This window comes from Psychrobacter sp. 4Dc (genome assembly GCF_002836715.1).
In the GTDB taxonomy this organism is placed as follows: domain Bacteria; phylum Pseudomonadota; class Gammaproteobacteria; order Pseudomonadales; family Moraxellaceae; genus Psychrobacter.
Genome location: NZ_PJAT01000109.1, coordinates 1 through 13483 on the forward strand (window position 1 = coordinate 1; position 13483 = coordinate 13483).

The 13483-nt window shown below is 41.4% G+C and carries 11 protein-coding genes; all 11 read left to right on the forward strand.

The window, feature by feature from the left end:
- Positions 1–389 precede the first annotated feature (389 nt).
- Positions 390–1496: a porin gene (locus CXF61_RS09940; RefSeq protein ID WP_165598096.1), complete on the forward strand. Its 1107-nt coding sequence runs from the start codon at positions 390–392 to the stop codon at positions 1494–1496.
- 297 nt (positions 1497–1793) lie between these two features.
- Positions 1794–2879 (forward strand): porin, encoded by a 1086-nt coding sequence (locus CXF61_RS09945; RefSeq protein ID WP_025651346.1) that lies wholly within the window; start codon positions 1794–1796, stop codon positions 2877–2879.
- 230 nt (positions 2880–3109) lie between these two features.
- Positions 3110–4744 carry a CTP synthase gene (locus CXF61_RS09950; protein WP_165598097.1) on the forward strand — a complete coding sequence of 545 codons (1635 nt, stop codon included), beginning with the start codon at positions 3110–3112 and terminating at the stop codon, positions 4742–4744.
- A gap of 215 nt (positions 4745–4959) precedes the next feature.
- On the forward strand, positions 4960–5835 hold the full coding sequence (kdsA, locus tag CXF61_RS09955; RefSeq protein ID WP_165598098.1) for a 3-deoxy-8-phosphooctulonate synthase: 876 nt from the start codon (positions 4960–4962) through the stop codon (positions 5833–5835).
- Between the two features lie 27 nt (positions 5836–5862).
- Positions 5863–6120, forward strand: coding sequence for a heavy-metal-associated domain-containing protein (locus tag CXF61_RS09960; RefSeq protein ID WP_165598099.1), 258 nt, complete (start codon positions 5863–5865; stop codon positions 6118–6120).
- Between the two features lie 268 nt (positions 6121–6388).
- Positions 6389–6613 carry a heavy-metal-associated domain-containing protein gene (locus CXF61_RS09965; RefSeq protein WP_057761178.1) on the forward strand — a complete coding sequence of 75 codons (225 nt, stop codon included), beginning with the start codon at positions 6389–6391 and terminating at the stop codon, positions 6611–6613.
- A 236-nt stretch (positions 6614–6849) separates the two neighbouring features.
- A complete protein-coding gene (locus CXF61_RS09970; protein ID WP_165598100.1) occupies positions 6850–9207 on the forward strand; it encodes a heavy metal translocating P-type ATPase in 2358 nt (785 codons plus the stop codon).
- Positions 9208–9533: 326 nt separating this feature from the next.
- On the forward strand, positions 9534–10850 hold the full coding sequence (eno, locus tag CXF61_RS09975) for a phosphopyruvate hydratase (protein ID WP_057761174.1): 1317 nt from the start codon (positions 9534–9536) through the stop codon (positions 10848–10850).
- Positions 10851–10999: 149 nt separating this feature from the next.
- A complete protein-coding gene (locus CXF61_RS09980) occupies positions 11000–11308 on the forward strand; it encodes an FtsB family cell division protein (protein ID WP_057761172.1) in 309 nt (102 codons plus the stop codon).
- A gap of 167 nt (positions 11309–11475) precedes the next feature.
- Positions 11476–12204: a 2-C-methyl-D-erythritol 4-phosphate cytidylyltransferase gene (gene ispD / locus CXF61_RS09985; protein ID WP_227526660.1), complete on the forward strand. Its 729-nt coding sequence runs from the start codon at positions 11476–11478 to the stop codon at positions 12202–12204.
- 432 nt (positions 12205–12636) lie between these two features.
- Positions 12637–13245, forward strand: a complete 609-nt coding sequence (locus CXF61_RS09990; protein WP_165598102.1) for a BLUF domain-containing protein — start codon at positions 12637–12639, stop codon at positions 13243–13245.
- The last annotated feature ends 238 nt before the right edge of the window (positions 13246–13483 follow it).

Sequence of the window (13483 nt, forward strand, 5' to 3'; positions counted from 1 at the left end):
TATCTGATTGAGTAAATAGAAGTTTTTTCACAATCGTTCAAATATAAGAAAGTATCTGTTATTCGATAACGCGTGTATCGAAAAAGCAAAAAAATATGTTGCAAATTATGTCAAAGTTGTTATGCTTGTATTCGAAGTATGAGTTTGGTAACGGATGTTACGCACGGAGCAATAAAGACCAAACGTTACATGGCAGTTGCGTTGTTTAATCCCAGTCATGTGTGTCATGGTTTTTTACCTTACTGTAATAGAAATTCGCCACACTTGTTTCTGACTAATCTCGGTAGCCAGTTACACATTATATCTTTGAGGATTTGTGACGATACCATTTTGGGCACCGGCTAATAATAGCTCGCTCATTACTAAAATTGTAAAGTGGAGATACCCCCATGAAAAAACTACTTTTAGCTACAGCCGTTGCTGCTCTATCTGTTTCTGCAGCCAATGCCGCTCCAACTGTCTATGGTAAAGTATTCGTTACTACTGATTACGTTAATGCTGAAATTGATGGTCAGAATATGGATAATAATAACAGAATTAATGAAGACAACGGTTCATTACAAGTTAATTCTAATCTTTCACGTTTAGGCTTCAGAGGCTCTGAAGCGATAACGGCCAACACTGACGTAATTTACCAATTAGAGTACGGCGTTAAAGTTGATGATAGTGGTAGCGATAACATTGGCTTCAAAAGTCGTGATACTTATTTAGGTTTAAAAAATAAAGACTTCGGTGAATTCCGCTTTGGTCGTAACTACACAGTCATTGACTATATCAATAACGTATCAGTTAATGAAGGTTATTGGGATAATCTTGGCTCTAGTACTCTGAACGACAACAGCTTTGCTAATATTTTGACCCCGACCGTTGGTAACCGTATCAATAATTCAATCGTTTGGAAAGCGCCTAAATACAATGACCTACCATTAGCGCTTGCGCTGATGTATGGTGCTGATGAAGACTTTATATCTGAGAGTGATCGTGACGCAGGCTATGGTGCCTCATTGATGTTTGATCCAGGTACAGGCATTACCGCTGGTATTGCTTATGAGCAAGACATGAGTGTTAGTGGTGATATTATCCGTGGCAGTGCTAGCGTCGATTTAGGTAAATATATCGCAGCTCCTGTAAAGTTAGGCGTTCTATATCAAGAAGCTGACTATGCCGGTACTACTACTGCAACAGAGGACGGTTTAGTGGTGAGTGCTGAAATGGGTCTTTCGAATTTTGCCCGTCCAGCCTCTGTTTATATTCAGTATGACAAAACCGACAATATCAGTGGTCTTGAGAATAATGACTCAAATCAAGTCGTTGTAGGTGGCAAATATGCGTTTAAAAATAATATGATCGCTCATGCCTATGCTGGTCTAAATTCAGCGGAATTAAACAATGGTCGTTTTGGTTCGATAGACGAAGACGGCAATTTTAATGGAATCAACTTACGTGGTGATATTGATGTACTCGCTATCGGTGGCGGTCTAGAGTACTTATTCTAATCTAACCATTAGAATCTAAATAAAAAACTCATCCTTCGGGGTGGGTTTTTTTGTTTTGTAATCAATACTGTGTCTTGAACAACAGCGTGTCTTAAATAACAGAATCCGTAAAATTAATAATAACATTTGTGTAAACTTTGGTTTTTTCATCTTACTGTAATATTTGCTTGGTAAAGTTATGTCTAAGCAGTTCTTATGGCTCGCTATATATATGGTTTCGAAGGTATAGGACCTTGCCATTATATATCTAATGATCTTAGACCATTTATCACTCAAATCGTAAAGTGGAGATATCCTTTGAAAAAATTACTTTTAGCCACAGCCGTCGCTGCACTTTCAGTTTCTGCTGCCCATGCTGCGCCAACTGTATATGGTAAAGCATTTTTAACCTTAGATTATGTTAGTACAGACTACGATGCAGCTAACAAGACAGATGAAGATACATTTAAACTTAACTCTAATCAATCACGTATCGGTTTTAAAGGTGAAGATGATCTTACTGATACCACTAAATTAGTCTATCAATTGGAATATGGTATTGATGTTGATGACGATAGCCAACAGTTTAGATCACGTAATACTTATGTAGGCTTAGCCCACAACACTTTAGGTACTGTACTAGCGGGACGCCATGATACCCCATTGAAACTTGCACAAAACAAAGTTGACGTGTTTAATGATAGCTTATTTGATATTAAAAATGCGGGTGTTTCAGGTGAATACCGTGCTAACAATATGGTGGCCTATCAATCACCTGTTATTGTCGGTATGCCAGTGAGTTTTATGGCAGCTACCGCATTATCAGAAACTGATGCCGACGGTGATATTCTCGTTTCCGCAGCATCTGGTGCGAAGCCTGCAGTCTATCGTGATAGAAAAGTAAAAGATAACGGTTATTCTGCTTTATTAGCCTATGACAAAAATGGTGTTTATCTAGCCGGTGCTTATGACAAAGACATGGGTGCTAACAATGTAAATACTGGCGTGATTGATAATACGTGGCGTTTGGTTGCTGGTTTAGATATGGGCAAAATGAATATGGTTTCGGGCTTAACTTTAGGTGCTCTATACCAACAAAGCCAATACTACGATAATTATAGCATCGTTAACAACAACCGCGTTAACAAAGCCAGTGAAGATGAAAAATCTTGGCTAATTAGTGGTAAATATAAAGTTGGTGCAACACCTTGGGCAGTTAAAGCACAGTATGTTAATACCACTGACGAAAAAGGCGTAAAAGATGCTGATGTAAATGAAATCGCAGTTGGTGGAGAATATGCATTCAATAAAGCGACCACGGGTCATATTTATGCAGGGCAAATCAGCCGTGACAATAACAAAGATGACTTGATTGTAGGTACGGGTATTGAATACAAATTCTAATCTAAACATTAGAAAACGTATTATAAAAAACTCATCCTTCGGGGTGAGTTTTTTTGTTGTGACCTTTTTAAAGCCGCAGTGGGTTATAATAGCTACGTATTTACGATGATTACGCACTTATGACAATTAAGCGTTAAAAACTGAGTGTTTTAAAGAGTTTGCGCTTTTGCCCTATATTTTGTAGCGTATTTTTAGTAAAATCCTTCTTTACCAATTACCGACAGAGTACTATGACCAAGTTTATATTTGTGACCGGTGGGGTAGTGTCCTCACTAGGAAAAGGTATTACCGCAGCCTCTCTTGCCGCAGTCCTTGAAGCACGTGGCGTGAGCGTGACGATGACCAAAATGGATCCGTATATTAACGTCGATCCAGGTACGATGAGTCCGTTCCAGCATGGCGAAGTGTTCGTCACCGAAGATGGCGCTGAGACGGATTTAGATTTGGGTTATTACGAGCGTTTTTTACGTCATTCTAAGATGAGTAAAAGTAATAACTTTACCAGTGGTCGCATCTATCAAAACGTTTTGAATAAAGAGCGCCGCGGTGAATATTTGGGTGGTACGGTACAGGTGATTCCGCATATCACTGATGAAATCAAAAGTAAAATTCTTGCCAGTGGCGAAGGCTATGATATCGCCATTATCGAGATTGGCGGTACGGTCGGTGATATCGAGTCACTTCCTTTTATGGAAGCGGTACGCCAAATGCAAGTAGAGCTTGGACGCAATCGCGCCATGCTGATGCATTTAACGCTGGTGCCTTATATTGCCAGCGCGGGCGAAACCAAAACCAAGCCTACTCAGCATTCAGTAAAAGAGCTACGTTCTATCGGTCTGCAGCCAGATATCTTAATCTGCCGCTCTGACCACCATATCTCACAAGACAATCGCCGCAAGATTGCGTTATTTACCAACGTCGAAGAGCGCGCAGTCATCATGTGTGAAGATGCGCAAAGTATTTATCAAATACCGCGTACCTTGCATGAGCAAGATCTTGATGATTTAATCTGTGAGCGCTTTGGTCTTGATGTACCAGAAGCGGATTTAAGCGATTGGGATAAAGTGGTCGAAGCCCAGCTCAATCCTGAAGCGACAGTGACGGTCGCAATGGTAGGTAAATATGTTGAATTGCCAGATGCTTATAAGTCTATTAACGAAGCATTGCTACATGCAGGTATCACTCATAAAGTAGACGTGAAGATTGACTACATTGATGCTGAACGTTTAGAAGATGATGATACTTTACTTGCGCAGCTAAACGATGCTGATGCTATCTTAGTACCAGGCGGTTTCGGTGAGCGCGGTACGATGGGTAAGATAAAAGCCATCACTTATGCTCGTGAAAACAATGTTCCGTATTTAGGCATTTGTCTTGGTATGCAGTTGGCTGTGATTGAGTATGCACGTAACGTACTTAACATTAACGCCAACTCTTCTGAATTTGATCGTAAGACAGCTGAGCCTATCATTGGTCTGATCACTGAGTGGTTAGATGAGCGCGGCGAGCTACAGATTCGTAGTGATGATTCAGACCTTGGTGGCACGATGCGTCTAGGCGCACAGCAAGCAGAGCTGGTTTCTGGTAGTAAGCTAAGCCAAATTTACGGTGCGAGTAATATCACTGAGCGTCATCGCCATCGCTATGAGATGAATAATCGCTATATCGAGCCATTAGAGCAAGCAGGTATGACCATATCTGGTTATTCTGCCAAGCAGCATTTAGTAGAATCGGTTGAGATTTCTGAGCATCCATGGTTTGTTGCTGTACAGTTCCATCCTGAATTTACTAGCTCACCACGTGGTGGTCATCCATTGTTTAACAGCTTTGTAAAAGCGGCTAAGAACCATAGCGAAGCAAAATAGCTCTCAAAATGTAATGTATATTGAAAGCGTTTATTATAAAAAAGACTGATCTTCGGATTGGTCTTTTTTTTGCTTAATCCAAGCTGCTGGACATTATTAAACAGTCAATATCCTCATTAATAATCTCTAATTACGCTTGCATACTTTTTTTAATTAGCCTATCGGTTACAATATGGGATAGAGATATTAATAACAAAATAAGAGGTAGTGGCTTCATGGAAAATTTATTGACCGCACAATCACATATCACGCTCAACACTCCTAATAACGATACGATTAATATTGGTAACGACCAGCCTTTTGTATTGTTCGGTGGTATGAATGTTTTAGAGTCTAAAGAATTGGCATTTGAGATTGCTGAGCAGTATGTTGATATTTGCCAGCGCTTGGGTATCGGCTATGTTTTTAAAGCGAGCTTTGATAAAGCCAACCGCTCAAGTTTGCATTCGTATCGTGGGCCCGGTTTAGAGCAGGGTATCGATTGGCTAGGTCAGATCAAAGAAAAGTTCCAAGTACCGATTATCACTGATGTGCATGAACCACATCAAGCAGCACCAGTCGCTGAAGTGGCTGACATTATTCAGTTACCTGCATTTTTGTCACGTCAGACGGATCTAGTGCATGCGATGGCAAAAACAGATGCCATTATTAATATCAAAAAGGCACAGTTTTTGGCCCCTCACGAGATGCGTCATATCGTCAATAAGTGCCTAGAGGGCGGTAATGATAAATTGATACTTTGTGAGCGTGGTAGTGCCTTTGGCTATAATAATCTGGTCGTGGATATGCTTGGTTTTGATACCATGAAGCAGATGGATATACCGGTATTCTTTGACGTGACGCATAGTCTACAACAGCCAGGTGCACGTAGTGATAGTGCTGGTGGACGTCGTGAGCAGATTACGACGCTTGCCCGTGCAGGTATGGCTACAGGGTTGGCAGGGTTGTTTTTAGAAGCGCATCCAAACCCAGAAACTGCAAAATGTGATGGTCCATGTGCGCTGCGTATGAGTCAACTAGAACCTTTCTTACGTCAGCTTAAGCAAATTGATGATTTGGTCAAAGGTTTTGAGGTATTGGATACTCATTGATACGGTACGTAATAAGAGGGCTATACAATGGCAATTCAGATGGCGCAAGTAAGCATCGAAAATATTGACGATGAAGAAGGCTTAGATAGCGTAATGACTGTGCTTAAAAACATCTCAGGCGTGACGGCTATTAATTTGGATCCTAAGCATAATGTCGCAACGGTAAGCTATGATGATACAGATACTAGTATCCATGCCTTAACAGCAGCGATTAGTATGGTGGACTACGTGACTCAGCCATTTCCGATTGATTCACCACAGAACCCGCACCATAACGATTTATAATTACAAATAGCTATTGCTATAAATTTGTTGATGCGCTCTTTTACGTTTTTATTAATAAGTTACTGTCTCGTTAATAGCATCTCGTTAATAGCATCTCGTTAATAAAGCAACAACCAAACAGTCTTGTTGTCGAGGATAATAGGGCTTATGCTTATTTAATGTAGCTTTGATAGTTGCTCTTACTTTGATAACTTAAAAAATATCAAAGTAAGTATCAATAAAATCACTATTAGAGTTGCCTGTTACTAATAAAAATAAGGAGCCCAATATGGCAGATCAAACACGTATTATTAAAATTGACGGTATGACTTGTGGCGGATGCGTAGCAAGCGTACATACGGCAACAGCCGATATTGATGGATTAGAGACTATTACTGTTGACCTCGCTGATAACCTAGCGACGATAACCTTTGATGATAGCAAAACCAGTGCAGAGGCTATTGCTTCAGCTATTGATGATGCCGGATTTGAGGCGACAGTTGCTAACTCATAAATCTCATCACTTATTTACAGAACCAGCTAACATGTTATTACAAGCATGATAGCTGGTTTTTTAATGATTAACGATTATGAGTATTCAGCCTCAATATTTTGCTACATTGCTACTTTGTCTAAAATACTCATACTGAATACAATATAACCCAATTGCTTTATTTGAATTTTTTGCCCACCCACTGATATTTTATCGTGATTCCTACAAATTTATAGGCACCATGACGAGTTTTATTTATGAACGATACCACCCGTACTACCAAAGATGAGTCTTATGATGTCGAAACTGATGTTGAGTCCAACACGCCACTGACACCGCAACGCGCGCATTTGCAATTGGCGATTGATGGCATGACTTGTCAGGCCTGCGCCTCGAGAATCGAGAAAGTACTTAACAAAAAGCCTTCGGTGTACGAGGTAAGTGTGAGTTTTGCTGGCGAGACTGCCAATGTTGATTATGATCCGACCCAGACGACGCCAGAACAGGTCACAGAATGGGTAAACAAGACGGGTTTTGTTGCCAATCTACAGGCCAGCGACAGTTTATTTGCAAAAACAGATGAAGACACAGCCACCCAATATCCATGGCGATTGATTGGTTTATGGTTGTGTTTGGTGCCATTTTTGGTGGGTATGGCAGGCATGTTGGTGGGTGCTGGGATGGCGTGGATGCCGCCCATTTGGATTCAGTTTATTTTAGCGACTGTAGTACAGTTTGGTTTAGCGTTACCATTTTATAAGAGCGCATGGGCATCTATAAAGGGCGGCCTTGCCAATATGGATGTGTTGGTAGTCATTGGTACAGTGACGATATGGGCATATTCGACTTATCTATGGCTCACGCACGGCGATGGTACTTTAAACAGCCTATTGCAAAGTGGGCATTTGGGTGGACACGGTGCTAGTAACAGCCCAGCCGTATATTTTGAAGCAGGGGTGATGGTCATTGCCTTTGTACGTACAGGTAAATATCTTGAGGAACGTACCAAGAAGCACAGCCTAAACAGTATTGATTTATTATTGTCATTGACACCTGATGAAGTAGAGCAGCAACAGCCAAATGGTGAATTTCATAATATTGCGTTATCTGATGTGCAAGTAGATGACGTCCTACGTGCAAAACAAGGCAGCCGCGTCGCTACAGATGGTACCGTCATAGAAGGCAGCGGTTGGTGCGTAGAGAGTCATTTAACTGGCGAGTCGGTAGCTCTCAAAAAAGAACAAGGCGATGGATTGCTGGCAGGTGCCTTGGTAGAGAATGGCAGTCTATTGTATCGTGTCAGTGCGAAAGGCAGTGATACGAAACTCGGCGATATGGTACAAGCGTTGAGTGATGCACAAGGCTCAAAAGCCAATCTAGCGCGTCTCGCGGATCGAGTAACGGCTATTTTTGTTCCTATAGTAGTAACGATTGCATTGATCACCTTTGGAGTCACATGGTGGCTAACAGGTATGGTTGATACTGCACTAATGCACGCGGTATCGGTATTGGTTATTGCTTGTCCTTGTGCGCTTGGTTTGGCCACGCCAGCGGCGATCATGGCTGGTATGGGCGTTGCCGCGCGTCATGGTGTTTGGTTCAAAGATGCGCAAAGTCTTGAGGCAGCAGGTAATATAGATACGGTAGTACTCGATAAAACAGGTACATTAACTATTGGTAAACCTACTATCGTCGATCATGTCATGGTTGATAAATCGCTTGCTGTGGACGATGTATTGCAGATTGCCGCCAGTGTCGAGGCGCATGCCAGTCATCCACTAGCAACTGCTCTCGTCAATACGGCTAAAGAACGTCAACTGTCTCTATTTAATGTGACTGACATCAGTGTGACAAAAGGTGCTGGTATACAAGCAAGTATCGAAGGGCTTGGATTAATAAAAGTGGGTACGGCAGAGTTTGCGAACTTGACGTTGCCAAGATTTATGCCAAAAGTATGGCAAATTGCCAGTACCGTTGCGATTAGTATTAATGATGAGCCATTAGGCGCGTTTGCCTTAGCTGATGATTTAAAGGCAGATACGCCGCAAGCAATCAATGCACTACAAGATGCGGGTATCAATGTGATCTTGATGAGTGGTGATAAGCAGTCCGTTGTCGATCATGTAGCAGGGCAGTTGGGTATTGATAAGGCTTATGGCAAGATGAGCCCGCGTGACAAGGCCAGTCAAATTGCACTATTGCAAACTGCTGGTCATAAGGTGGCGATGGCAGGAGACGGCGTCAACGATGCGCCAGCGATGGCTACTGCCGATGCCAGTTTTGCGATGTTTGAGGGGACTGATGTCGCTCAGCATAGTGCCTCTGCACGTCTAATGGGTGAGTCGCTCATGCATATCGATGCGGCACAAAAAATCGCTCAAGCAACGCTACGCAATATTAAACAAAATCTATTTTTTGCCTTTATTTATAACTGTCTTGGTATTCCGCTTGCCGCATTTGGGTTTTTGAATCCAATGATTGCCGCCGCTGCTATGGCGCTTAGCTCCATCTCAGTACTCATGAATGCACTACGATTGACACGGTTTAAGACAGAGGTTGAGCTAGATAATACGGTATCAACCTCTCATACGGATAAAGAACGCATAGCGAAATAGTAGCTATCATATTTGCTTTAAGCTTTTATAAATATAAAACAGATAGCCATCGCATATCTGTATATCTAGAATTGTTTTTATGACGGCAAGTCGGTGTAAGATAAGGGAAGTTTGGTAAAATATATGCTATGATGCCAAGCACTATAGCCGACTATTAATCTGCTTGATACGCCTCTAATTGCTAGGCAACTATAGCCATACGATAGAAAGGTATAAAGGGTTTTTAGGGTTATGCGCTATATGATATTTTGCTTTATCTTTTTTGTATGCTAGCTGCCGTTATTTATCTCACAAACTTGGCATGACCAAAGGAATTAACAGACATTATGTACGCTGAAGAAACCAACAACGTCACCGCAATTAAAGACATTCGCGCTCGTGAAATTTTAGACTCGCGCGGCAATCCAACTATCGAAGCTGATGTTATCTTAGCTGACGGTACTGTCGGCCGTGCTGCTGCTCCAAGTGGCGCATCAACAGGCTCACGTGAAGCGCTTGAGCTACGTGATGGCGACAAAACCCGCTTTATGGGTAAAGGCGTCAAAAAAGCCGTTTCTAATGTCAACAGTCAAATCCGCAGCGCCTTGATTGACAAAGATGTGACTGAGCAACAGGCCATTGATGATGCCATGATTGCACTAGATGGTACAGAAAACAAAGAAAGCTTGGGCGCCAATGCCATGCTAGCTGTGTCACTTGCGACTGCGAAAGCCGCAGCTAAGTCACAGAATCTGCCATTACATCAATATATCGCCAATCTACGTAATCAAACGTCGTTGACCATGCCTGTGCCGATGATGAACATCTTGAACGGTGGCGAGCACGCGGACAACACGGTTGATATCCAAGAGTTTATGATTGAGCCTGTAGGCTTCACAAGCTTCTCAGAAGCGCTACGTGCTGGTACAGAGATTTTCCATAGCTTAAAGTCAGTATTGAAATCTCAAGGTTTAAATACTGCCGTTGGTGATGAAGGTGGTTTTGCACCGAACCTACGTAGCAACGAAGAAGCTATCACGGTTATCATGCAGGCGATTGAGCAAGTTGGCTACAAAGCTGGTGAAGATATCCATCTTGCGCTAGATTGTGCAGCTAGTGAATTTTACAAAAATGGTCAATACGTTTTGGCAGGCGAAGGTAATAAAGCCTTTGATAGCCAAGGGTTCTCAGACTACCTAGTTGGGCTGGCACGTCAGTATCCTATTATCTCTATCGAAGATGGTCTTGATGAGTCGGATTGGGATGGCTGGAAATATCTGACCGAGCAGATTGGTGATAAAGTCCAATTGGTTGGTGATGACTTGTTTGTAACTAATCCTGCAATCTTGCAAGAAGGTATTGATAAGCATATTGCCAATGCTATTTTGATTAAATTTAACCAAATTGGCACCTTGTCAGAAACGCTAGATGCGATTTATATGGCTAAGAAAAATGGCTATGCAACCATCATTTCACATCGTTCAGGTGAAACTGAAGACAGCACCATCGCAGACTTGGCAGTTGGTACAGCGGCAGGCCAGATCAAGACTGGTTCACTATGCCGTTCAGACCGCGTAGCGAAGTACAACCAATTGCTACGTATCGAGCAGCAAGTACGTGCAAGCTATCGTGGCCGTGAAGAGTTTATCGGTCTACGTGGCTAAGAGTCTGACTGGCTTTTAGCGTAACATACGTTGAAAAGCCTAGACTCATCAGCTGAAGTCAATACTTAGGCGATATATAATCATTTGTATATCGCCTAATCAGCTTAAATTTTGCTATCCTCTTTTATACCGTTTGGCGTTATCACCTTATGAAATATTTTAGCCAATTTATACTACTTGCTTTAGCCGTTGCAGTGCTTTTAGGATTGCAATATCAGTATTGGTTGGGTGAAAATGGCCGTTTTGAACACAATAAGTTGACAGCTCAAATCGAAGAGCAACAACGTTTGAATGACAATCAAGTTGCAGCAAACAACTTACTACGCACCGATGTTCAAGATTTAAAAACGGGACTTGAGGCTGTAGAAGAGCATGCTCGCTTAGATTTAGGTTTAATCAAACCCAATGAGACTTTTGTCCAAGTATCCACCGCACCAACCACGCACAGCAACTATTAGCTTTATAAATACACTAGCTTTCACGAATACACTAATTTTTACGACATGAATTAATTTTCATGATGCAGCATCATAGTGTTGTTATCTGACACCATTCATCATACTTAACATCTGATTTATTCCTCTCTACATATACTGTCATGGGCTCAAACCATGAGTACACTACTATGAATACAACCCCTAATATACATGCCATGATCGTCGCAGCTGGTCGCGGCAGCCGTTTTGGTGCATCTATCGCCAAGCAATATACAATGCTAGAAGGTCAGACGCTATTGCAGCATAGCGTGGCACGACTTGCTTGTAGCGATTACATCGATAGGTGTATCTTGGTCATATCAGCCGATGACAGCACGGCTCAACAATTAGAGTTTGCACTTCCTGTACGCTATGCAGTCGGCGGAGCAGAGCGTTGGCAGTCAGTACAGGCAGGTGTTGAAGCGATTAGTCAGACAGGTGCTGATGATTCGGATTTGGTGCTTATTCACGATGCAGCACGTCCCGCTGTACCGAATGTAGATATCGATCAAGTGATTGAAGCAGCGATGCTGGAGCCTTACGGCGCTATTCTAGCGACACCAGTGGCCGATACGTTAAAAGCTTCCTATCAGCAAGCTACAAATACAGAAGAGAGTCGTCCATATTCTTACACCAAATCTACCATTGATCGTAGCAATATGTGGCAAGCACAGACCCCGCAAGTATTCCGCTTAGGTCAATTAAAAAAAGTCCTAAATCATGTGTTTGAACATCAGCTAAGCATCACAGATGAAGCCAATGCTTTTGAACAACTAGATTTACCAATACGCTTAGTCTCTGGTAGTCGCCAGAATATAAAACTGACCTATCCTGATGATGCGGTACTGTTAACAGCGATTATGGCACTTCAGTCTTAGCTGCAACTCTGCTTCCGCTAACGAGCATCAGTTTTACTCCTTTTATACTTAATAGTAGCCATGATAATTATTAGGGATTCCATACTCACTATATCCTCGTTAAAATTTTCTGTACTATTCTTAAAAATTAATGAATCCAAAAATCAACTATTACTAAAGCCTATACCAAGAATATATATAATCTACTTTGGAATATAATATGGTTATTACATATGTTTTTTGTGTCTGAGCGGGCCTATGTCCAGTAATAGGTTGCTTTAATGACCAAACTAACCTATGATGTAACTAACTTAATACAATTAATATAAAAAACTTATAAAATCAATAATATATCAGACCGATTCATTACGCTTAGTTATGTTGTCTCTATATTTTTTCTGAAGTTAGTATGATTGTTTTAGCGACATTTACCTGATAATAGGGAGAAGCTGATTGTCAACAATCAACGATTCAACAAACCCAGTAACGACAGATCTCTGCCAGCTTGTATATATAAGCCGGATTACCTCTACTGGTCTTTCAAGTCCTAGCACGCTTAATGATATCTCAGAGACCGCGGTTGAACGCAATCAAATAGATAATGTCACCGGTATTCTTTGCTATGGCAATGGCTACTTTTTACAGTGCGTCGAAGGATCAGAGCAGGCACTAACCAACCTAAAAAATCGTTTGTTGGTAGATGATCGACATAAAGAGTTAAAGATTTTAGATTTTTCTGAAATTACCAAACGTCGTTTTGCCAGTTGGTCATTACGTTCGATTACCCTTGAGCGTTGGATGACTAAAGAGCCTGAGCTTAAAAAGTTAATGCCATTTAAGCCGTATGAGTGGGATTCTAAGGAGTGGCAGAAGTTCTTAGACGTGTTGCAAGGCTACTATGAAGAGCAAACGAGAACAGGTAACGTTGATACGCCTCCTGTCAAATATAGTACGCTAGGGGTCACTTTAAGTAAGGTTGTAGGGCAGCATCAGGCGTTCTTTTTAATCCAGACGATATTGGGATTGATGATAGTGGCTACGTTGCTATGGTTACTGCTGTAATCGATAGATATGAATAAAGTTCCCATTGAGCCTAGCTATATTTATAAGTAATAAGATAGTCAAATAAAAAAAGCCAGCATCTATTGAATTCTGGCTTTTTCATTTAAAAGAATAAATTAGCTCTTAATGAGAGACATAAAAAAACCCGGTTCATAATAAATTATGAACCGGGTTTTTGGTGGTACGCTTGTTAGTCTAATCTAATGCTAAGCAATAGTGCTAACAAGTGACGCCAAAT

Excerpts from the sequence above, each read along its gene's own strand:
- ispD (WP_227526660.1), top strand. The coding sequence starts at position 11,476 with ATGAATACAACCCCTAATATACATGCCATGATCGTCGCAGCTGGTCGC.
- CXF61_RS09970 (WP_165598100.1), top strand. The coding sequence starts at position 6,850 with ATGAACGATACCACCCGTACTACCAAAGATGAGTCTTATGATGTCGAA.
- CXF61_RS09950 (WP_165598097.1), top strand. The coding sequence starts at position 3,110 with ATGACCAAGTTTATATTTGTGACCGGTGGGGTAGTGTCCTCACTAGGA.
- CXF61_RS09965 (WP_057761178.1), top strand. The coding sequence starts at position 6,389 with ATGGCAGATCAAACACGTATTATTAAAATTGACGGTATGACTTGTGGC.
- CXF61_RS09940 (WP_165598096.1), top strand. The coding sequence starts at position 390 with ATGAAAAAACTACTTTTAGCTACAGCCGTTGCTGCTCTATCTGTTTCT.
- CXF61_RS09960 (WP_165598099.1), top strand. The coding sequence starts at position 5,863 with ATGGCAATTCAGATGGCGCAAGTAAGCATCGAAAATATTGACGATGAA.
- eno (WP_057761174.1), top strand. The coding sequence starts at position 9,534 with ATGTACGCTGAAGAAACCAACAACGTCACCGCAATTAAAGACATTCGC.
- kdsA (WP_165598098.1), top strand. The coding sequence starts at position 4,960 with ATGGAAAATTTATTGACCGCACAATCACATATCACGCTCAACACTCCT.
- CXF61_RS09980 (WP_057761172.1), top strand. The coding sequence starts at position 11,000 with ATGAAATATTTTAGCCAATTTATACTACTTGCTTTAGCCGTTGCAGTG.